The sequence below is a fragment of the Rathayibacter sp. AY1F3 genome (genome assembly GCF_002931975.1).
In the GTDB taxonomy this organism is placed as follows: domain Bacteria; phylum Actinomycetota; class Actinomycetes; order Actinomycetales; family Microbacteriaceae; genus Rathayibacter.
Map to the genome: position 1 here is coordinate 174619 of NZ_PSVF01000003.1, position 21754 is coordinate 196372.

The following is a 21754-nucleotide window of genomic DNA, read 5'->3' on the forward strand; positions in this document are numbered from 1 at the left end:
CGTCGCGACCCGACGAACTCAGTAGCCGGCGAACGCGTCGGTGCGGATCCGCTTCGCCCCGGCACCGCGCAGGGCGCCGCGGACCGAGTCGACGAACGACGGCGACCCGGAGACGTAGCCCACGCGGCGGGCGGCGTCCGGCACCGCGTCCGCGAGCAGCTCGGCGGTCAGTCGGCCTGTGACGTGCGACCACCGTGCGGGCAGGTCGGTCGGCGCCTCCTTCGAGCAGAGCACGACCCGGGCCCCCGACTCCTGCAGCAGGTCGCGGTACGCGACCTCGGCGAGGCTCGGCGCGGCGACCACGACGACGACGTCGCGCCGCGGACCGTCCGCGAGCGAGCGGAGCTGACTGGCGAACGGGGTGATTCCGATGCCGCCCGCCACCAGCAGCAGCGGCACGGCGGGATCGGCAGGCAGGACGAAGTCACCGCCGACGCTCGTCGCCCGGAGCGAGTCGCCGGGCTCCAGAGCGGCGAGGGCGCGCTTGAAGCTGCTCGCCTTCTCCGGCATCCGCAGGGCGATCGCGATCTCGCCGTCGGACGGAGCGGAGGAGACCGAGAAGGTGCGCCGGCTGCCCCGGCTGTCGGCGCGGTGCGGCAGGTCGAGCTCGAGCCACTGGCCCGGCTCGAAGGTCAGCGGCGAGCGGAAGCGGAAGCGGTACTCCGCGATGCCCGGCGCCAGCACGCGGGTCGAGGCGAGCTCGAGCGTGTGCCGCCGACGCTGGCGGAACGCGAAGGCGAACGCGAGGGCGTTGCCGACCACGAGGCCCAGCTCCGGAGTGGCGGAGACGACGCCGATGTGGAAGGGGACGCTCGCCACGAGCGCTGCGACGACCGCGATGATCAGCTGCTGCGAGCGGCGCGGCGCGAGCGTGAGCGGCTCCGTCAGCATGAAGGCGCCGGCGAAGACGAAGGGGTAGGCCGTGAGGACCAGGGCCGCCGCGGCGCCGAGGTCCTGGCCGTTCTGCACCGCCTGCTGCACGGACACCCCGCCGGCGACGACGACGAAGACGGCGAAGACGGCCCAGCGGCGGACCCGCGCGACGATCAGGAGGGAACCCACGACGACGAACGGCCAGATCGCGCCACTGGCGATCCACCAGGCTCCGGCGTTGAGCCCGGTGAAGCCGATGATCAGCACGGCGACCGCGGCCGGGTTGAAGAGGTGGCGGCCCCGCCAGGCCAGGACGTACTTGGACGCGGCGGCGATCGCGCCGACGAGCGCGATCACGGCGAGCCCGCGGGGATCGGCCGTCGGGAAGAGCAGGCAGGCGATCAGCAGACCGGTGACGAGCGAGGACTCCAGGTGCGCGCGGCTGCGGAACAGCCGCGCGAGGACCGCGCTGACCAGGGCCGTCGAGGCGACGGCGACCAGCGTCGTGCCGAGGATCTCGAGCGGCGTCGAGAAGATCAGGCCGGCTGCGGCGTAGCCGACGGCGACGAGCAGGAGCGCGGCGAGCGTCATCCAGACCAGCCGGTAGGTGGTGACGCGGCCGAGGGCGCGGTCGAAGGTGCCGATCATCGGAAGACCTCTCCGGGGAAGGAAGGCGAGTAGTGGAGGGTGCCGTCGCTGCGGACGCGGACGAACTCGAAGTCGAAGCGCTCGGCGAGGGCCTCGGGCGGACAGACGAACAGCGCGGTCGCGAGCCCGTCGGCGACGAGGGCCGTGTCGGCCACCGCCCAGGTGGCGACGATGCTCTCGACCGGAGCTCCGGTCCGCCCGTCGAGGACGTGGTGGAGGCCGCTGCCCCAGGCGCGGCGGTTGCTCGCCGAGCCGCAGAGCGCGCGGTCGCCGGGCACCGCCACTCCCAGTGCCTTGCTCGGGTCCCACGGGTGCTCGAGGCCGACCCGGACGGGTCCGGCTCCGATGCCCCGGAGGTCGCCGCTCGCGTCGACGACGGCGGGCCCGGCGCTGTCGAGCTCCTCGAGGACGAGGTCGACGAGCTGGCCCTTGCCCGCGGCGCCGACGTCGACGACGGTCCCGGGCTCGATCCGCAGGCCCGCCGCCCCGCGTCGGGCGGCGGCCCAGGAGGGAGCGGGGACGGCGGGTCCGCGCGGGACGAGGGTGTACGCGGAGTCGTAGCCGAGCTGCTCGAGAGAGCCGCCGACGAAGGGGGTGACCGCCCCGCCGGTCAGCTCGTCGAGCACGTCGTACAGTGCGAAGAGGTCGACCGCCTCGTCGGGGAAGACGTGCTCGCCTCCGACCCGCAGCTGCGAGACGGCGGAGTCGTCACGGAACCGCGACCAGGTGCGGTCGTACTCCGCGATGCGCGCCTCGACCCGCGAGCGATGGGAGGGCCCGAGCGGCTCGGCGGTGTCGATCTGCCAGCCGGTGCCGATCGCGTCGAACCGCCACGCGTGGCCGAGGACCGTCGGGGCGTCAGGCCGTGGCATCGGCCTTGATGGTCTCGACGGCGTCGTTGAAGCCGCCGGAGGTGAGGGAGGACCCCGACACCTTGGAGACCTTCAGCTCGTCGAGCTGCTTGCCGACGACCTCGCCCGCGATGCCGCCCGCGAAGCGCGACTGGTACTGCTGGCCGGTGGGGTTCTCCGACTCCGGGGTCACGGTCACGTCGGTGACGACGCCGTCGGCGAGGGTCAGCGAGACGCCCACCTTCTCGTTCCCTCCGGGCGAGGTGTAGGCGCCCTCGGCCTCGTAGGTGCCGTCGGCGTAGCTGCTGCCGCTCGCGGCGGAGGACGCGGCGCCGGTGGCCTCGGGGGCGGAGCTGGTGGCGGTGCTCGGAGCGGTGGTGGTCGCCGCGTCGGCGGCGTCGCTCCCGGTCGTGGTGGTGCTGGAGCAGGCGGCGAGCGCGGCGAGGGTGCCGGCGCCGGCGAGGAGGGTCAGGGCGTAGCGGGCGGGAGTCGTGGTCTTCGCGGTCATGTCTGTTCTCCTGGTCAAGGCGGACGCGGCGGATCCGACGGTAGAGGTGCTCGCTTCGAGCACCCGATGAGGCGGCGGTGCGGAGCCGGTGAGCCGGGCCGCGGGCGTCGCTTCCTCCAGGACAACGGCGGCGGTCCCGGTTCGGTTCAGCGCTCGTCCGACGGGCGTGTCAGCGCAGCAGTGCGGCGACCACCCCGGGCAGGTGCTCCGCGATGTCGAGCGCGGCGATCGGGCCGCCGGCGGAGGCGCTCCGTCCGGCCTCCGCGTGCAGGACGGCGGCCGCGGCTGCCAGGGGGGCGAGGTCCTCCGCGGTCAGAGTCTCCCCGGCCGCCTCGGCGTCCGCGGCCCGACCGGCGAGGAGTGCGCCGAGCACGCCGCCGAGGACGTCGCCGCTGCCCGCGGTCGCCAGCCAGGGCGTGGATCCGGAGACCTCGAGCTCGACGCCGCCCGCGACGACGTGGGTGGTGCCGCCCTTGAGGAGCACGCAGACTCCGAGGCGGTCCGCCGCCCGGCGCGCCCACTCCCCCGGGGCCTCGGCGATCGTCGCGGCGTCCGCGTCCAGACCCGCTCGGCCGAGCACTCCGGCGAGCTCGCGGTAGTGCGGCGTGATGACGACCGGGCCTGCGGCCTCGTCGATCAGGTCGAGCGCGCCCGCGTCGAGCACCACCGGGACTCCCGAGTGCAGCTGCTCGATCAGGGTGCGCCGCTCCTCGTCGCTGCGGTCCTCGGCGCTGGTGCCGGAGCCGACGAGCCAGGCCTGCACGCGCCCCACCGCGGTCACGACCTCCGGCCGCCGGGCGAGCACCAGTCCCCCGGGTCGCTCCGGTCCGAGGTAGCGGACCATGCCGACTCCCGTCCGCACCGCCGCCTCGACGCCGAGCACCGCCGCTCCCGGGTACCGCTCCGACCCGGTCGCGATCCCCAGCACCCCGCGCGTGTACTTGTCGTCGTCCTCCCGCGGCTCCCTGATGCTCCGCGCCGCCTCCGCCGTCCCGACCCGCTCACCCATCCCGCCACCCTACGTCGCCCTGCGACGGAGCCGCCCGGTGCCGCCGCTGCCGCACTGGTGCCGGCGCAGCGCACTGGTGCCGGCGCAGCCGCACCCCTCTCCCCTTGCTCCAGAGGGGCGCGGGTGCTGGAGGGGGCAGTCGCAAGGCGGAGGAGGAAGCGGTACCGGCGGTACCGCGCCCGACGACAACGCCGCGAACGCCCCCTCCAGCACCCGCGGGCGCGGGCCGCGGAGGGGTCGGATGCAAGGCGGAGGAGGAAGCGATACCGGCGGTATCGCGCCCGACGACAACGCCGCAGACGGCCCCTCCGCGGCCCGCGCCTAGCGGCGGGTGGCGTCGTCGACTTCGCCGACGAGCTCCTCGATGATGTCCTCGAGGAACAGCACTCCGGTGGCGCGGCCCTGCTCGTCGAACGCCCGGGCGAGGTGGGCGCCGGTGCGCCGCATGATCGCGAGGGCGTCCTCGAGGTCGGTGGCCTCGAAGATCGAGGCGAGCTGGCGGACGCGCTTGGCGGGGACGGGCAGGCGGAACTTGGCGCCCTCCGTGTCGCCGTCGAGGTCGAGGACGTCCTTGAGGTGGATGTAGCCCTCGGGGGTGCCGTCCTCGCCGAGGATCACGTAGCGCGAGAAGCCGTGCTTGGCGACGGCGCGCTCGACGTCGGCGGGGGTCGCTCCGCTGGGGAGGCTGACGATCCCGTCGAGGGGCAGGGCGACGTCGTGGACCTTCTTCTCGGTGAACTCGAACGCGGCGAGGAGGGTCCCGGTCGAGTCGCGGAGGGTGCCCTCGCGGGTGGACTGGTCGACGATCGTCTGCACCTCCTCGAGCGTGAAGGTGCTGTTCGCCTCGTCCTTGGGCTCCACCTTGAAGAGGCGGAGCACTCCGTTCGAGACCGCGTTGAGGGCGACGATGATCGGGCGGAGGACCCGGGCGATGGCGACGAGCGGCGGCGCCAGGAGGAGCACGGCGCGGTCGGGCATCGAGAACGAGATGTTCTTGGGGACCATCTCGCCGAGCACCACGTGCAGGAACGACACGATCAGCAGCGTGATGACGAAGGCGACGGTGCCGGAGAGCTCGTCGGGGATGCCGACGGCGTGCAGCGGCACCTCGAGCAGGTGGTGGATCGCCGGCTCGCTCACGTTGAGGATCAGCAGCGAGCAGACGGTGATGCCCAGCTGCGTGGTCGCGAGCATCAGTGTGGCGTGCTCCATCGCGGCGAGCGCGGTGATCGCGCTGCGGCGTCCGCTCTCCGCGAGGGGCTCGATCTGGGAGCGGCGCGCGGAGATGACCGCGAACTCCGCTCCGACGAAGAAGGCGTTCGCGGCGAGGAGCACCACGAGCCAGGCGATTCCGGCCCAGTCACTCATCGTCGGACTCCTTCCGTCCGCGGTGTCCGCGGGCGACGTCGGCGAGCGGGTCGGGGATCCCGTCGAGATCCGCGTCGGGGTCGGGGGTGAAGCGGAGGCGGTCGATGCGGCGGCCGTCCAGGCGCTCGACGCGCAGAGATCCGCCCTCGACGTCGACCCGGTCGCCGACGGCGGGGAGGCGGCCGAGCTCGCTCATCACGAATCCGGCGACCGTCTCGTAGGGCCCCTCCTCGGGGATGTGCACGCCGGCGCGGTCGAGGACCTCGTCGGGGCGGAGCATGCCGGGGAAGGTGGTGGAGCCGGGGAGCTTGACGACGTCGGCCCGGGAGCGGTCGTGCTCGTCGGCGACCTCGCCGACCAGCTCCTCGACCAGGTCCTCGAGCGTGGCGACGCCCGCCGTCCCGCCGTACTCGTCGACGACGACCGCGAGCTGGAAGCCGCGTCCGCGCAGCTCCGTGAGCAGCACGTCGAGCTTCATGGTTCCGGGGACGCGGAGCGGCTCGGAGCGCAGCGCCGTGACCGGCACGTCGGACCTCTTGCCGCGGGGCACGGCGACGGCCTGCTTGACGTGCACGACTCCGACGATGTCGTCGATGTCGTCGTCCGTGATCGGGAAGCGCGAGAACCCGGTGGTGCGGGCGAGGTCGAGCACGTCCTGCGCGGTGCTCGCGCGCTCGACCGTCGACAGGCGCAGGCGCGGCGTCATCACGTCGCCCGCGGTGAGGGCGGAGAAGCGGAGGGTGCGCCCGAGCAGGTCGGCCGTGTCCTCCTCGAGCAGTCCGGCACTGGCGGAGTGGCGCACGAGGCTCGAGAGCTCCTCGGCGCTGCGGGCGCCCGAGAGCTCCTCCTTCGGCTCGATGCCGACCAGACGCAGCAGGGCGTTCGCGCTGCCGTTCAGCAGGGCGACGGCCGGGCGGAACACCGTCGTGAACGCGGTCTGCAGCGGCACGACGAGCTTCGCGGTCGCCCGCGGCAGGGCGAGGGCGAAGTTCTTGGGGACCAGCTCGCCGAGGATCATCGACAGCAGGGTCGCGATGACGATGGCGACCACCGTCATGACCGGCGCGAGCGCCTCCTCCGGGATGCCGAGTCCGCTGAACGGCTCCTGGAGCAGCGTCGAGAGGGCGGGCTCCATCGTGTAGCCGGTGAGCAGCGTCGTGAGGGTGATGCCCAGCTGCGCGCTCGAGAGGTGCGTGGAGGTGACGCGCAGGGCCGCGATGGTCATGCCCAGGCGCGTCTCGCCGCGGTCGCGACGGGCCTCGAGGTCGGCCCGGTCGAGGTTCACCAGCGCGAACTCGCTGGCGACGAAGACGCCGGTGCCCAGGGTCAGCAGCAGGCCGACGCCGAGGAGGAGCCACTCAGTTCCCACGGTGGTCGCCCCCGGTCACGAGAAGGAGGTGCGAGGAGGGCCGGACAGTGCGGGCCGGCGGAGCGGAGGCACCGGAGCGTCGAGCGGGAGTCCGAGGAGCACGGCAGTGAGCGGAACAGGCCGGATGCGCAGAGGGAGGGTCGTCCATTGTGGCGCCGAGTCTACCCGCCGCGGAGCGCCGCCGGGCGTGCTCCGACGCGGCGGCTCAGAGCCACTTCTTCCGCTTGAACACCGCGTAGAGCGCGAAGCCGAACAGCACCATCAGGCCCAGCGCCCAGGGGTAGCCGAGCCGCCAGTGCAGCTCCGGCATGTCGTCGAAGTTCATCCCGTAGATGCCGGCCACGAGCGTCGGGGCGAAGAGGATCGCCGCCCACGAGGAGATCTTGCGGACCACGTCGTTCTGGGCGAGCCCGGTCTCGGTCTGCCGGCGCGAGACGAGCGTCGAGTGCACCGTGAGCGCCTTGTCGAGGATCGCGCGCAGGGAGTCGACCGCCTCCGTCACGCGGATGGTGTGGTCGAGCACGTCGCGGAGTGACCGGCGCAGCTCGATCCGCTCCGGCGAGGGCGAGGGCTCCCCCTCCACGGGCGTCGACTCCTGCAGCAGCTCGTGCAGCAGGGCGGTCAGCGGCTGCACCGAGCGCTGGAAGTGGATGACCTCGCGCGAGAGCCGGTAGATGCGCTCCGAGAGCCCGTCGTCCGAGTCGTCGCCGAAGAGCTGGTCCTCGATCTCGTCCACGTCGCCCTGGACGCCGAACACCACCGGCGCGTACTCGTCGACGACCTGGTCGAGGATCGCGTAGAGCACCGCTTCGGGCCCGCGGGCGAGGAGGGCCGGATCCTCCTCCAGGCGGCGGCGCACGCGGGCGAGGTCCGGGGAATCGGCGTGCCGGATGGTGACCACGAAGTCGGGGCCGACGAAGACGTGCAGCTCGCCGAAGACGACCGTCTCGGCGGCGTCCGCGTAGCGCGCCGGCCGCAGCACGACGAAGAGCCCGTCGTCGTAGCGCTCGAGCTTGGCCCGCTGGTGCCCGCTCAGCGCGTCCTCGACGGCGAGCGGGTGCAGCCCGAACTCCTCGGCGACCGCCTCGACCTCCTCGCGCGTCGGGCGGTAGAGGCCGATCCAGGCCATGCCGTGCTCGTCGCGCATCAGCTCGAAGGTGTCCTCGAGCGAGTCGGGGTTCCGGATGCGGCGGCCGTCGACGTACACGGCGTTGTCGACGATGGTCATGGGCTCGGTTCTAGCACGCGGCGCCCGCTCACCAGCTGACCGGCAGCGCCTTGCCCTCCTCGTAGCCCGCGGCCGACTGCAGGCCCACGTGCGCCCGCTCGTGGAAGTCGGCCACGCTCCGGGCGCCGGCGTAGGTGAAGGACGAGCGGACCCCCGAGGTGATCATGTCGAGCAGGTCCTCGACCGAGGGCCGCAACGGGTCGAGGTAGATGGTGGAGGAGGAGATGCCCTCGGCGAAGAGGCGCTTGCGGGCGAGCTCGTACGCGTCGAGGCGGTCGAAGCGCTCCTGCACCGCCTTGGCCGAGGCCATGCCCCAGCTCTCCTTGTAGACCCGGCCGGCCGCGTCGCTGCGCAGCTCCCCCGGCGCCTCGATCGTGCCGGCGAACCAGGAGCCGATCATCACGGAGGCGGCGCCCGCGGCCAGCGCGAGGGCGACGTCGCGCGGGTAGCGCACCCCGCCGTCCGCCCAGACGTGGGCGCCCAGCTCGTGCGCGCGCTCGGCCGTCTCGAGGACGGCCGAGAACTGCGGGCGGCCGACCGCGGTCATCATCCGGGTGGTGCACATCGCGCCGGGGCCGACGCCGACCTTGAGGATGTCCGCTCCCGCGTCGACGAGGTCGTGCACCGCGTCGGCCGTGACGACGTTGCCCGCCGCGATCGGCACTCCGAGATCGAGCGCGGAGACCGTCCGGAGCGCCCGGAGCATCCCCTCCTGGTGGCCGTGCGCGGTGTCGAGGACGAGGACGTCGACGCCCGCGGAGACGAGCGCGCGCGCCTTCGCCTCGACGTCGCCGTTGATGCCGATCGCCGCCGCGACGCGCAGACGCCCGTCCGCGTCGAGCGCCGGGTCGTAGACGGTGGAGCGGAGGGCGCCGGTGCGCGACAGCGTGCCGACCAGGGCGCCGTGGTGCAGCACCGGGGCGAAGTCGAGGTCGGCGGCCACCATGAGGTCGAAGGCGGCCCGCGCGGTGGGCACGTCGTCGGCGTCGATCGAGGGCGTGGCGGAGTGCACCAGGTCGCCCAGGCGCGCGTCCGGCAGCGCGGTCGCCAGGCGCGCGGCCGGGACGCAGCCGAGGATCGCGCCGCCCTCCTCCTGCACCACGAAGCCGTGGCCGGCGACGGCCGGCAGGATGCGCAGCGCCTCCTCCACGGTCGTCGCCGGCGAGGCGGTGAGGGCGCCGGAGAAGGCGACCGGCTGGCGCTTCACCCAGCGGATCGCGGCGTCCAGCGCCTGCAGAGGCATGTCCTGCGGGAGGACGCCGAGCCCGCCCCGGCGCGCGAGCGTCGCTGCGAGGCGCTGACCGGTGACCGAGTTCATGTTGGAGGAGACGACGGGGATCGTCGCCCCGGTGCCGTCGCCCGGGGCGAGCGAGACGTCGAGGCGGCTCGTCACCGACGAGCGGCCGGGGACGAGGAAGACGTCCGAGTAGGTGAGGTCGCCTGAGGGTGTTCCGCCGGAGAAACGCATGGGGGAAACGCTACTCCGGCGCGGCCCCGGGTCGGCCGTGCAGGGAACGGGGCTAGGCTTGGCGACCGGGACGGGACCAGGCGACGGCACCGGTTCCCGCTGGTGCGAGGACGACCTCCTCCGCCGCGGTGGCAGGCGCCGAGGGATGCGACGGGCCCGTCCGGATGATCGAGGACGAATCAACGGAGAGAGTGGGCGATCGGCTGTGTCGAGCCAGTTGACCGGAGCAGGAACAGAGCAGGGCGCGGAGGACTTCGGAGCCAACGAGTGGCTCGTGGAGGAGCTGTACGAGCAGTACAGCGCCGACCGCGCCTCGGTGGACGAGTCCTGGTGGCCCATCCTGGAGCGCTACGGCGCCCAGCTCGCGAACTCCGGCAAGGACGCTCCGGCTCCGGCTCCCGCCGCGGCCCCCGCGCCCGCCGCCTCGAAGCCCGCCGCTGCCGCCGAGCGCGTCTCGTCGAGCGGCGGAGGCGCCGTGACCCATCCCGCCGCAGCCTCCTCCTCCGAGTCGACCCCCGCCTCCCGCACCACGTCGAAGCAGCCGAAGGCGCAGCCGATCCCGGCCGACGCTCCGGTGAGCAAGCCCTCCGCCGAGGACTCGACGCCGGACGAGGACGTCGTCACCCCGCTCCGCGGCATGGCGAAGAGCCTCGCGACCAACATGGACGCCAGCCTCAGCATCCCCACCGCGACGAGCGTCCGCACGATCCCGGCGAAGCTGATGATCGACAACCGCATCGTCATCAACAACCACCTGCGCCGCACCCGCGGTGGCAAGGTCTCGTTCACGCACCTGATCGGCTGGGCGCTCATCCGCGCGCTCAAGGACTTCCCGAGCCAGAACGTGTTCTACGACGAGGTCGACGGCAAGCCCGCGGTCGTCGCTCCGGCGCACGTCAACCTCGGCATCGCGATCGACATGCCGAAGCCCGACGGCACGCGCGCCCTGCTCGTGCCGAGCATCAAGCGCGCCGACACGCTGAGCTTCACGGCCTACCTCTCGGCCTACGAGGACCTGGTCAAGCGCGCGCGCGGCAACAAGCTCGTCGCCGGCGACTTCGCGGGCACCACGCTCTCGCTGACGAACCCCGGCGGCATCGGCACGGTCCACTCCGTCCCCCGCCTGATGAAGGGCCAGGGCTGCATCATCGGCGCCGGCGCCCTCGAGTACCCGGCGGAGTTCCAGGGCGCGTCCGAGAAGACGCTGGTCGAGCTGGGCATCGGCAAGACCATCACCCTGACCTCGACCTACGACCACCGCGTCATCCAGGGCGCCGGCTCGGGCGAGTTCCTCAAGATCGTGCACGAGCTCCTGCTCGGCGGCCGCGGCTTCTACGAGGACATCTTCGCCGCGCTGCGCATCCCCTACGACCCGATCCACTGGTCCACGGACATCGCCGTCGACCTCGCCGAGCGCGTCTCCAAGACCGCCCGCGTTCAGGAGCTCATCAACTCGTTCCGCGTCCGCGGGCACCTGATGGCCGACGTCGACCCGCTGGAGTACGTGCAGCGCTCGCACCCCGACCTCGCCATCGAGAGCCACGGCCTCACCTTCTGGGACCTCGACCGCGAGTTCGTCACGGACGGCTTCGGCGGCAAGCGCCAGCTCAAGCTGCGCGACATCCTCGGGATCCTCCGCGACTCGTACTGCCGCACCGTCGGCGTCGAGTACATGCACATCCAGGACCCGGAGCAGCGCGCCTGGATGCAGCAGAAGCTCGAGCGCGGCTACGAGAAGCCGGGCCACGACGAGCAGCTGCGCATCCTGGGCAAGCTCAACGAGGCCGAGGCCTTCGAGACCTTCCTGCAGACCAAGTACGTGGGCCAGAAGCGCTTCTCGCTCGAGGGCGGGGAGTCGCTCATCGCGTTGCTCGACGCCGTCCTGCAGGGCGCGGCCGACGAGCACCTCGACGAGGTGGCGATCGGCATGGCCCACCGCGGCCGCCTGAACGTGCTGACCAACATCGCCGGCAAGACCTACGGTCAGATCTTCCGCGAGTTCGAGGGCACCCAGGACCCGCGCACGGTCCAGGGCTCCGGAGACGTGAAGTACCACCTCGGCACCGAGGGCACCTTCCGCGGTGCTGCGGGCGAGGAGATCCCGGTCTACCTGGCGGCGAACCCCTCGCACCTCGAGGCCGTGAACGGCGTGCTCGAGGGCATCGTCCGCGCCAAGCAGGACCGCAAGCCCATCGGCACCTTCACCACGCTGCCGATCCTCGTCCACGGCGACGCCGCGATGGCGGGCCAGGGCGTGGTGGTCGAGACCCTGCAGATGTCGCAGCTGCGGGCGTACCGCACCGGCGGCACGATCCACATCAACATCAACAACCAGGTCGGGTTCACGACTCCCCCTCACGAGGCCCGCACCTCGATCTACTCGACCGACGGCGCGAAGACGATCCAGGCGCCGATCTTCCACGTGAACGGCGACGACCCCGAGGCGGTCGTCCACGTCGGGCAGCTCGCGTTCGAGTACCGCCAGCGGTTCCACCGCGACGTGGTCATCGACCTGATCTGCTACCGCCGGCGCGGGCACAACGAGGGCGACGACCCCTCGATGACCCAGCCGCTGATGTACAGCCTGATCGAGGCCAAGCGCTCGGTCCGCAAGCTGTACACCGAGGCGCTCGTCGGCCGCGGCGACATCACCGAGGAGGAGTACGACCGCGCCCACCAGGACTTCCAGGACCGTCTGGAGCGCGCGTTCGCCGAGACCCACGCCGCGCAGACCGGCGCGATCCCCGTGATCACCGCCGACGGCGACTCCGTAGCCGACCTCGAGCTGCCCGACGCGCAGCAGGGCGAGGACTACCCGGGCGAGCCCGAGGTCACCGGCGTGAAGACCGAGGTCGTCACCCGCATCGGCGACGCGTTCACGACGCCGCCCGAGGGCTTCACCGTGCACCCCAAGCTCCAGCAGCTGCTGGCGAAGCGCCAGGAGATGAGCCGCTCCGGCTCCATCGACTGGGCCTTCGGCGAGCTGCTCGCGCTCGGCTCCCTGCTCCTCGAGGACACCCCGGTGCGCCTCGTCGGCCAGGACACGCGCCGCGGGACCTTCGTCCAGCGCCACGCGGTCCTCCACGACCGCGAGAACGGCCAGGAATGGCTGCCGCTGATGAACCTGTCCGAGCAGCAGGCCCGGCTCTGGATCTACGACTCGCTGCTCTCGGAGTACGCGGCGATGGCGTTCGAGTACGGCTACTCGGTGGAGCGGCCCGACTCGCTCGTTCTGTGGGAGGCGCAGTTCGGCGACTTCGCGAACGGCGCCCAGATCGTGATCGACGAGTTCATCTCCTCGGCTGAGCAGAAGTGGGGCCAGCGCTCGTCGCTCGTGCTCCTGCTCCCGCACGGCTACGAGGGCCAGGGCCCCGACCACTCGTCGGCGCGGATCGAGCGCTACCTGCAGATGTGCGCCGAGCGGAACATGACCGTCGCGCGACCGTCGACGCCGGCGTCCTACTTCCACCTGCTGCGCCGCCAGGCCTACTCCCGGCCCCGCCGACCGCTGATCGTCTTCACCCCGAAGGCGATGCTGCGCCTGCGCGGAGCCTCGAGCCCGGTCGAGGACTTCACCTCGGGCCGCTTCCAGCCGGTGATCGACGACGCGCGGATCCAGGACGCCTCCGCCGTGAAGCGCGTCCTGCTCCACGCCGGCAAGGTCCACTACGACCTCAAGGCGGAGCTCGAGAAGAAGCCCGACGACGGCATCGCGCTGGTGCGGGTCGAGCAGTACTACCCGGCGCCGATCGAGGAGCTGCGCGGCATCGCCGAGCGGTACCCGGACGCGGAGCTCGTCTGGGTGCAGGACGAGCCCGAGAACCAGGGCGCCTGGCCGTTCATGGCCCTCGAGGTCGCTCCGAAGCTGGGCCGGTCCATGCGCGTGGTCTCGCGGCCGTCCGCGGCCTCCCCCGCGGCGGGCTCGGCCAAGCGGCACGCCTCCGAGCAGGCCGACCTGCTGTCGCGGGCGCTCACCCGCTGATCCGCGGTCCGCACGACGCGGTCGGGCCCGTCGGAACCTCGTGTTCCGGCGGGCCCGTCGCGTTGCGGGCGGACCGTGCCTGACCGCAGGCCCACAGAAACCGGCAGAAGCGCTCGCGACGTGCGGGTGCCGCGGCGACCGGAGGCCGCCGGACACGACGGAGCCCCGGCCCCTCGAGGGCCCGCGGTGCGCGGGAGGTCTCGAACGGCCGGGGCTCCCCGGGTCGTGCGGCGCCTAGAGGCGGGCGGGCGCCTGCGAGTGCGCGGCGTGCTCGTCGCGGAGCATGCCGAGCACCTGGGCGCGGAGGTCCTCCGGCGCCGTCTCCTTGCACGCCCGCTGCACGGCGACCGTCAGCACCACGCCGACCTTCGCCTCATCGGCGCAGTCGACGCATCCCGCCATGTGCTCGCGGATGTCGGCGGCGTCCTCCTTGCACAGCTCGTTGTGGAGGTACTCCTCGAGCTCGGCCTTCGCCTTCGTGCAGCCGCTGTCGGTCATTTCGTGCTCCCGGAAGTGAATGCGGCGCGGAATCCGCGCTCGCGTGCGTAGTCGGTGAGTCGTTCGCGCAGCATGCGCCGGCCGCGGTGCAGCCGGCTCATGACGGTCCCGACGGGGGTCTTCATGATGTCCGCGATCTCCTGGTAGGAGAAGCCTTCGACATCGGCGAAGTAGACGGCGAGCCGGAAGTCCTCCGGGATCGCCTGGAGCGCCTCCTTCACCGCGGTGTCGGGGAGGTGGTCGATCGCCTCCGCCTCGGCCGAGCGGCTGGAGGTGGCCGTGGTCGACTCGGCGCCGCCCAGCTGCCAGTCCTCGAGCTCGTCGATCGCGCTCTGGTAGGGCTCGCGCTGCTTCTTGCGGTACGAGTTGATGAACGTGTTCGTGAGGATGCGGTAGAGCCAGGCCTTCAGGTTGGTGCCCTGCTCGAACTGGCGGAACGCGCCGAAGGCCTTGGCGAACGTCTCCTGCACGAGGTCCTGCGCGTCGGAGGGGTTCTTCGTCATCCGCAGACCGGCCGCGTAGAGCTGGTCGATGAAGGGCAGCGCCTGCTGCTCGAAGAGGGAGCGGAGATCGACGGGAGCCTCGACCGGGGCGTCGTCCAGCGACTCCTCGACGGTCTCCACGATCGTCTGCTCCGCGTCGGCGGGCTCGGGAGCCTCGTCGGCGGGGGTGGTGCGGGGTTCGTCGTCGCGAGTCATCACGAGCGATTCTAGAGCGGCGGCGCGGCGGACGACCGGGGTTGCGGCACGAGGGCGCCTCCGGGCGACGGGCCTGCTGCTCCGGAGGACCGGGGGTGCTGCCGTCATGCTCGCCTCCGTCACGCTCCTGACGACGCCCTGCGCGCCGACTATCCTGACAACCGATGGTCTTCTCGCGTTATTCCGCTCCCGAGTTCGATCCGTACGGCGACGCCCGTGCGCTCCCCGGCGACGATGCCTGGCCCGCACCCCTCGCGGCCGGCGCTCTCGACGCCGAGGTCGGCCTGCCCGGCTCCAAGTCGCTGACCAACCGGGAGCTGGTGCTCGCTGCTCTGGCCGACGGGCCCTCCACGCTGCGGGCGCCGCTGCACTCCCGCGACAGCGCCCTGATGATCGAGGCGCTGCGCTCGCTCGGCACCACGATCCGGGAGTCCGGCTCGACCGGCGGCTTCGGCGCCGACCTGGTCGTGGAGCCCGCGGAGGAGCTGCTCGGCTCGACGACGATCGACTGCGGGCTCGCGGGCACCGTGATGCGCTTCGTCCCGCCGCTGGCCGGCCTCGCGCTCGGCCCCACCACCTTCGACGGCGACGCGTACGCGGCGAAGCGGCCGATGGGGGCGACGATCGCCTCCCTCCGCGCGCTCGGCGTCGACGTCGCCGACGACGGCCGCGGCGCGCTCCCCTTCACCGTCCACGGGTCCGGGGCCGTCCGGGGCGGCGACGTCGTCGTCGACGCCTCGCGGTCGAGCCAGTTCGTCTCGGCGCTCCTGCTGGCCGGCGCCCGCTTCGAGGAGGGACTGCACCTGCGCCACGAGGGCAGCGCCGTCCCCTCCCGGCCCCACATCGACATGACCGTCGCCGCGCTGGCGGCACGGGGCGTCGAGGTCGGCACGCCCGCCGACGGCGAGTGGACCGTCGCGCCGCAGCCCATCGCCGGCGCCGACGTGCTGATCGAGCCCGACCTCTCGAACGCCGCGCCGTTCCTCGCTGCGGCCCTCGTCACGGGCGGCCGCGTCCGGCTTCGCCACTGGCCGGCCGTCACCACGCAGGTCGGGGCGCACCTCGAGCGGATCCTGCCGCTGTTCGGCGCCCGCGTCGAGCGCGACGGCGAGGACCTCGTGGTCACCGGCGGCGACGAGATCCTGGGCGTGGACCTCGACCTGTCGGAGGGAGGCGAGCTCGCCCCCGCCCTCGCCGCCCTCGCCGCGCTGGCCTCCACTCCCAGCACCCTGACCGGGATCGGCCACATCCGCCACCACGAGACGGACCGCCTCGCCGCCCTCGCCGCCGAGATCACCGGCCTCGGCGGCCGGGTCACGGAACTCGAGGACGGTCTGCGCATCGAGCCCGCCGAGCTACACGGCGGCCGCTGGCGCACCTACTCCGACCACCGCATGGCCCACGCCGGCGCTCTGATCGGCCTGGTGGTCCCCGGCGTGGTGATCGAGGACGTCGCCACGACAGCGAAGACCCTCCCGCAGTTCCCGGAGCTGTGGACGACCCTCGCCGGATCGGTCTGACCCGTGTCGTGGTGGACGGACAGCGGCCTCGACGCCGACGGTGCTCTCGACGACTTCGACGGGTACGACGAGTCGGACGCGCGGGTGCGCCCGAACCCGAAGGGCACGAAGCCCCGGACCAAGAACAGGCCCGCCTACGAGAACGCAGAGATCGCGATGGTGCTCGGCGTCGACCGGGGTCGCTACACGGTGATGATCGGCGACGGGACGCCCGAGGAGCACGAGTTCACGGCGGCCCGGGCCCGCGAGCTGCGGCGCCAGGCGATCGTGGCCGGCGACCGCGTCGACGTGGTCGGGGACTCCAGCGGCGACGAGGGGACGCTCGCCCGCATCGTCCGCATCCGCGAGCGGTCGACCCTCCTCCGCCGCAGCGCCGACGACACCGACGCGATCGAGCGCGTGATCGTCGCCAACGCCGACCAGATGCTCTGCGTGGTGGCCGCCGCCGACCCCGAGCCCCGGACCCGGCTGGTCGACCGCTACCTGGTCGCCGCCTTCGACGCCGGGATCACTCCGATGCTCTGCATCACCAAGACCGACCTCGCGGACCCGGCCCCGTTCCTCCGCAACTTCGAGGGGCTCGACCTCCGCGTGTTCCTCTCGAGCCAGGACGAGCCGCCGGTCGACGAGATCGCCGACGCCCTCCTCGGCCACGAGACCGTGGTCGTCGGGCACTCCGGAGTCGGCAAGTCCACCCTCGTGAACAAGCTCGTCCCGGACGCGCACCGGGCCATCGGGCGCGTGAACACCGTGACGGGCCGCGGTCGGCACACCTCGTCCTCCACCGTCTCGCTCCGCGTGGAGCGCGGCGACCGGCACGGCTGGGTCATCGACACCCCCGGCGTCCGCTCGTTCGGACTCGGCCACGTGAACACCGACAACATCCTCGGCGCGTTCACGACACTCGCCGTGATCGCCCGGGACTGCCCGCGCGGCTGCACGCACCTGCCCGACTCCCCCGACTGCGCCATCATCGAGGCGGTCGAGGGCGGACTGCTGGGCGCCAGCGGACCGGAGCGCCTCGACTCGCTCCAGCGCCTCCTGACCACCTTCGCCACGACCGACGGAAGCAGACGATGACCGACCTCTCCCCCCTCCCCGCCGAGGCGCGCCTCGCCGCCGGCGACTCCGCTCCGGAGTTCACGCTGCCGAACCAGGACGGCGAGCCCGTCTCGCTCGCGGACTACCGCGGACGGCGCGTCATCCTGTTCTTCTACCCCGAGGCCGACACCCCCGGCTGCACCACGGAGGCCTGCGACTTCCGCGACAACGCGGCGTCCCTCCGCGACTCCGGCTACGAGGTCCTCGGGATCTCGCGGGACGCCCCGGAGGCGCTGCGCCGCTGGGCCGACGCCCAGGGCATCGCGTACCCGCTGCTGAGCGACCCCGACATGACCGTGCACCGCGCGTACGCGGTGTGGGGCGAGAAGAGCCTCTACGGCAAGACCGTCGTCGGCGTGCTGCGCTCGACGTTCGTCGTCGGAGCCGAGGGAGCGCTCGAGTTCGCGCAGTACGGCGTCCGGGCGACCGGGCACGTGCAGGCGCTCCGCAAGAAGCTGAAGCTCGTCTGACCCCGGGGCGCGCGGTGCAGGTCATCGTGCGCCACCGGCTCTCGGGGTTCCGCTCATCTGCGAGCATCTCTCATGTCGACGTGAGCGGCACCGCCCGGTGCCCCGTCGGGACGAGGGGTGGTCAGGGTGCGCTCGAATGCTCGCAGGACGACGGCCGCAGCGGCGATCGCGGTCGTGGCCGCTGTACTGGCGGGCTGCACGCCACCGGAGCCGGCGCTCACCGCCGCCAGGGTGCTGCAGGCGGTGTCCGTCGCCGTCTCGTCCGACGGGGGTGTCCGTGCGATCGAGGGGACGGCCCTCGCCGTCGGCGACGACCCGTCCGACACCTCGGCGACCACCACCGTCTACGATCCCCCCGAGGTCGCCGCCGACCTGCCGGTCCGTGTCCGGCCCTCGTGGCGCGCCGCCGACGCCTCGGGCACCGATCCGGCCGACCTCGCCGGGCGCTCCGGTCGGATCGAGATCTCGCTCGCGGTGGAGAACCTGACGGTCCGGCCCGAGGAGGTCGCGTTCGACGCGGCCGGTCGTGCAGCCCGCCGCAGTGCACTCGTCGGCGCTCCGCTGACGATCGCAGCCTCCGCGGTCCTGCCGGGCGTCCCGCCGAGCCGCGTCGTCACCGAGAGCGAGTCGGGTGCCGTCACCAACGGCGTGCTCAGCCGTGACGAGCACGGAGACGCCGTCGTGCAGTGGGCCGCTCTCCTCGCTCCCCCGGGCGGTGGCGCGACGGCGACGCTGACCCTCGTCGCCGACGTCGCCGACTTCGCCGTCCCCGCCTTCGACCTGGCGGTCCAGCCCGGCCTGAGCACCGACCCGACCACCGAGGGGGCGCTGGGCGCCGCGTTCGACTCCTCCGACGCCTCGCCGCTCGCCCTCGAGCGCCGCACGATCGAGGTCGTCACCGCGGTGGACGACCTGCTGACGCAGGCCGGCACCACCGTCGCCGAGGTGCGGGCCTCGCTCGACGCGACCTCCGAGACTCTCGGTGTCCGCACGGCCGAGGAGCTGCGGGCCGGCGCCGCCTCGACGGCGGCCTCGATGCAGAGGCTCTCCGGGCAGCTCGGCGCGCTCCGGGCGCAGCTGTCGTCGACGGTCTCGGGCACCGAGTCCGGCCTGCTGGCGCAGCTGTCCGAGGCGATCGACGCGGTGGACGCCCTGCTGGGCGACACATCGGCCGCGGTGCCGCCGCCGACGGTCTCGGGCAGCGGATGCGGAGTCGCCGTCGACGGCGGCCGCTCCGGCTCGATCCACTCCGAGCTGCTGCGGCTCACGGCCGAGCTCGACGCGTACGGGACGGCGGCCGAGTCCTGCCGCGACGAGGTCGTCGCGGCTCTCCGTGCTGCCGCGGGGCCGGCACAGCCCTCCGCCGAGACCTGCACGGCACCCTCGACCACCTGCTCCCTCGCCGCCTCCGGAGCCGCCGTCGACACCGTGCTGCTCGGGATGCTCGATCGCGGGCAGGACCTCGTCGACTCCCTGCAGCCGGAGCTGATGGACGGCGTGCAGGCCGGGTTCGCCGCCCTCGCGAGCAGGGTGGACGCCGCGTCGGCCTCGGTGGACACCCTGGCCGACCCGGAGGGATCCGTCACCCGGGCACTCGCCGCCCTGTCGGCGACGCTGGACGGGCTCGACGCGGACACCGCGGGCCTGGAGACGACGGTCGCCTCGGTCGGCACCGCCGCCACGACCGCCCTGGACGAGCTCGGCACGCCGACCAGCACAAGGTCGCTGTCGGCGCAGAACCAGGAGCTGGCCGATCGGCTCTGCGAGCTGTCGCCGGCGACACGGTCCCCTGCTGCCGCACCCACGCCGACCGGGCGCCCGACGCGTGCACCCGTGGAGGTGACCCGGGGCTCCGTCGAGGAGCTCCGCGCCTACCTGACCGCGACGCCCTGCTCCGGCACGGGCCGCCTCGACGCTCCCGACGGCTATCCGGCCCCCCTGGCCGACCGGCTGAGCGACCAGGTCCACGCGTGGACCGCCGTCGCCTCCACCGTCGGCAGCACCGGCGCGAGTGCCGACCTCGCCGCCCTGCGCGCCGCGCTCGCCACGGTCCGCAGCGGCGTGGCCGAGGCCGGCGCGACGGCCGGCTCGGACGACGCACGCCTCACCGGCCTGCTCGCCTCCCTCCGCACCGGCGTCGACGCGCTGACCGCTCAGCGCGACGCCCTCGGCACCCGCATCGATGCTCTCGGCGCCCAGCAGGACGCTCTCGCACCGGCGATCCAGAATGCGTTCGCCGAGGCGGACACGGCAGCCGCATCCGCGGTCACCGCACTCCTCGACGAGCAGGTGCGGCGGATCTCGACGCGCTCCGGCGCCGACGCCGACGCGGTCGTCGCGATGTTCGACCGGTCGGTCTCGAGCCTGCGCACGGCCTCCTCCGGCATCCGCTCCGACGGTGCAGCGACGGTGGACGCCGGGCACCGGGCTCTCCGCACCGCGGAGGCCCGGATCGGCGGGGCCGTCTCTGAGCGGACGCGCGCCTCCCTGGCCGGCATCGCGACGACGATCGACGCCTCGACCCGCGACACCGACGCGGCCGCCGCGCTCCTCGCAGCCGATCTGCACAAGGTGCTCCTGGACCTCGGCGACCGGACGGTCGGCGGCTCCGGCCTGCTCGGATCGATGACCACGAGTGCCGCGAAGGTCGGCACCGCCGACGTGCAGCTCGCCCTCGCCTCGCAGAGCGCACGGGGCTACGCCGCGGTGCGGTCCGAGGACGTCTCGGGCATCCTGCTGGCGCAGGCCCAGGAGCGGGCCTCCCTCCGGGCCGGGGATGCGCTTCCCGCGTTCCACCTCGACCTGCCCGAGGGCACGCGGACCCGGACGGTCTACTCCTTCCGGATCGGGGACGAGCGATGACCCGCCTGGGCAGGCGCGCGGCGCAGCACCCCCGCACCGCCCGACGGACCACGATGCTGGTCGGCGGCGCCGTCGCCCTCCTCGGCGTCAGCGGTGCCCTCGTCTCCTTCCTGCCCCCGCAGTCGGCTCCGATGACGGAGGTCGCCGCTCTGCCTGTCGGCTTCTCGTGCGCCCGGGTGCCCGAGCGGATGACGCTCGGGGTGGTGGTCTCGCTCAGCTCGGCTCCGGGCGAGGGCGCGGAATGGAAGGACGCGGCGAACGGCGCCGTCGTCGCCGCGCACCGGTCAGCGATGGGCGGCTGCGAGATCGGTCTCGTCGCCGTCGACGACCACGGGACGCCCGAGGGTGCCCGCGCCGCCGTCGAGGAGCTGACGGGGCAGGGCGTGTCCGGCCTCGTCCTCGCGACCCACGGCACCCACACCGCTGCGGCCGTGGACGCCGCTCGGGCCGCGGGGACAGCGGCCGTCCTCCCGTACGGAGGCGGCCCCGCCCTGCCCGGCGACGGCGTCTGGTCCCTCGGACCCGACACCGCCTCGGCCGACGCGGCACTCGTGGAGGAGGCCGGCGGAGGCGCCCGGGTACTCCTCGTCGACACCGGTGGAGGCACCCCGACCGGTCTCTCGCCCGCCGCGACGGTGACCGCCGATCCCGGCGCCACCGCGGACGTGATCATCACCGCCGCCCGCCCGCACCTCGAGGGCGAGCCGGCGGTCGAGCGCGTCGTCGTGTCCGGCCCCGCCGCGGCGCAGGCGACGGCGGTCGCCGCTCTGCAGGCGGCGGGGGCGTCCGTCCCGATCCTGCTCACGCCCGACGCGCTGAGCCCCGCCTTCGCTCCCGCCCTGGCCGCGGCCGGAGGCACCCTCTCGGGAGATCTGACGACGATCGGCACGGATTCCGGCGACGCGGTCGCCCTCCGCGGCGACGAGCGCGGACGCGCGGCCTCCGCGTTCCTGGGGGCCGTACGGATGACCGCCGACGATGCCGCGCGGGCGACCCTCCTCGGCGACCGCGTGTTCCGCGATCTCTCCGCGGTCGCGGACGCCCCCAGCCACGACGCCGTCGTGGCGCTCGTGCGAGCCGCGGCCGTCGCAGGCAGCAGGGCACCCTCGGCGGTCGCCGCCGCACTCCGGGGATGCACGATCGGAGCGGCGGACGGGCTCGCCGGTCCGCCGCTCGACTTCGGCGCCGCGCACGCTCTGGACGCCCCGGTACTCCCCCTCCACTCCTCGCCGCAGCGCCTCGGCCTGCGGCCCGCCGACCCGCCGCTGCTCTGGTTCGCCGGACAGCCCCGACCGTGAGCC

At 73.4% G+C, this 21754-nt stretch carries 16 protein-coding genes; 6 read left to right on the plus strand and 10 right to left on the minus strand.

Going from position 1 to position 21754, the window contains the following annotated elements; all coding sequences use genetic code 11:
• Window positions 1–18 precede the first annotated feature (18 nt).
• From C5C39_RS03665 to C5C39_RS03700, 8 genes are all read right to left on the minus strand, one after another.
• Entirely contained in the window at window positions 19–1521 is a 1503-nt protein-coding gene (locus tag C5C39_RS03665; RefSeq protein ID WP_104294959.1) for an oxidoreductase, read from the minus strand.
• Window positions 1518–2393, minus strand: a complete 876-nt coding sequence (locus C5C39_RS03670) for an FAD:protein FMN transferase (protein WP_104294958.1) — start codon at window positions 2391–2393, stop codon at window positions 1518–1520. The genes C5C39_RS03665 and C5C39_RS03670 overlap by 4 nt, the downstream gene beginning before the upstream one ends.
• Entirely contained in the window at window positions 2380–2880 is a 501-nt protein-coding gene (locus tag C5C39_RS03675) for an FMN-binding protein (RefSeq protein ID WP_104224453.1), read from the minus strand. The genes C5C39_RS03670 and C5C39_RS03675 overlap by 14 nt, the downstream gene beginning before the upstream one ends.
• Window positions 2881–3049: 169 nt before the next feature.
• Entirely contained in the window at window positions 3050–3889 is an 840-nt protein-coding gene (locus tag C5C39_RS03680; protein ID WP_104294957.1) for an ADP/ATP-dependent (S)-NAD(P)H-hydrate dehydratase, read from the minus strand.
• A gap of 321 nt (window positions 3890–4210) precedes the next feature.
• Complete coding sequence (locus C5C39_RS03685; protein ID WP_104352696.1) at window positions 4211–5257, minus strand: hemolysin family protein; 1047 nt, start codon at window positions 5255–5257, stop codon at window positions 4211–4213.
• A complete protein-coding gene (locus C5C39_RS03690; protein WP_104352697.1) occupies window positions 5250–6626 on the minus strand; it encodes a hemolysin family protein in 1377 nt (458 codons plus the stop codon). Before C5C39_RS03690 ends, C5C39_RS03685 begins: the two co-directional genes overlap by 8 nt.
• A gap of 205 nt (window positions 6627–6831) precedes the next feature.
• On the minus strand, window positions 6832–7854 hold the full coding sequence (corA, locus tag C5C39_RS03695; RefSeq protein WP_104224113.1) for a magnesium/cobalt transporter CorA: 1023 nt from the start codon (window positions 7852–7854) through the stop codon (window positions 6832–6834).
• Between the two features lie 28 nt (window positions 7855–7882).
• The gene (locus C5C39_RS03700) at window positions 7883–9322 is read right to left on the minus strand and encodes a GuaB1 family IMP dehydrogenase-related protein (RefSeq protein ID WP_104246650.1); all 1440 of its coding nucleotides are present in this window, start codon (window positions 9320–9322) and stop codon (window positions 7883–7885) included.
• Window positions 9323–9527: 205 nt separating this feature from the next.
• On the opposite strand from C5C39_RS03700, the gene C5C39_RS03705 reads away from it, so the two are divergent.
• On the plus strand, window positions 9528–13304 hold the full coding sequence (locus C5C39_RS03705) for a multifunctional oxoglutarate decarboxylase/oxoglutarate dehydrogenase thiamine pyrophosphate-binding subunit/dihydrolipoyllysine-residue succinyltransferase subunit (RefSeq protein ID WP_181068290.1): 3777 nt from the start codon (window positions 9528–9530) through the stop codon (window positions 13302–13304).
• 234 nt (window positions 13305–13538) lie between these two features.
• Here C5C39_RS03705 and C5C39_RS03710 read toward each other — a convergent pair whose 3' ends face one another.
• Window positions 13539–13802: a zf-HC2 domain-containing protein gene (locus tag C5C39_RS03710; RefSeq protein ID WP_104224116.1), complete on the minus strand. Its 264-nt coding sequence runs from the start codon at window positions 13800–13802 to the stop codon at window positions 13539–13541.
• Window positions 13799–14500, minus strand: coding sequence for a sigma-70 family RNA polymerase sigma factor (locus C5C39_RS03715; protein ID WP_104224117.1), 702 nt, complete (start codon window positions 14498–14500; stop codon window positions 13799–13801). The genes C5C39_RS03710 and C5C39_RS03715 overlap by 4 nt, the downstream gene beginning before the upstream one ends.
• A 164-nt stretch (window positions 14501–14664) precedes the next feature.
• Between C5C39_RS03715 and aroA the strand changes: the two genes are divergently transcribed.
• The 5 genes from aroA to C5C39_RS03740 all read left to right on the plus strand — a co-directional run bounded on the left by aroA (window position 14665) and on the right by C5C39_RS03740 (window position 21751).
• Window positions 14665–16020, plus strand: coding sequence for a 3-phosphoshikimate 1-carboxyvinyltransferase (gene aroA, locus C5C39_RS03720; protein WP_104225496.1), 1356 nt, complete (start codon window positions 14665–14667; stop codon window positions 16018–16020).
• 3 nt (window positions 16021–16023) lie between these two features.
• A complete protein-coding gene (gene rsgA / locus C5C39_RS03725) occupies window positions 16024–17100 on the plus strand; it encodes a ribosome small subunit-dependent GTPase A (protein ID WP_104294955.1) in 1077 nt (358 codons plus the stop codon).
• Window positions 17097–17591 (plus strand): thioredoxin-dependent thiol peroxidase, encoded by a 495-nt coding sequence (gene bcp / locus C5C39_RS03730; RefSeq protein WP_104232788.1) that lies wholly within the window; start codon window positions 17097–17099, stop codon window positions 17589–17591. Before rsgA ends, bcp begins: the two co-directional genes overlap by 4 nt.
• A 126-nt stretch (window positions 17592–17717) precedes the next feature.
• Window positions 17718–20453, plus strand: a complete 2736-nt coding sequence (locus tag C5C39_RS03735) for a hypothetical protein (protein WP_146083870.1) — start codon at window positions 17718–17720, stop codon at window positions 20451–20453.
• Complete coding sequence (locus tag C5C39_RS03740) at window positions 20450–21751, plus strand: ABC transporter substrate-binding protein (protein ID WP_104352699.1); 1302 nt, start codon at window positions 20450–20452, stop codon at window positions 21749–21751. The genes C5C39_RS03735 and C5C39_RS03740 overlap by 4 nt, the downstream gene beginning before the upstream one ends.
• Window positions 21752–21754 lie beyond the last annotated feature (3 nt).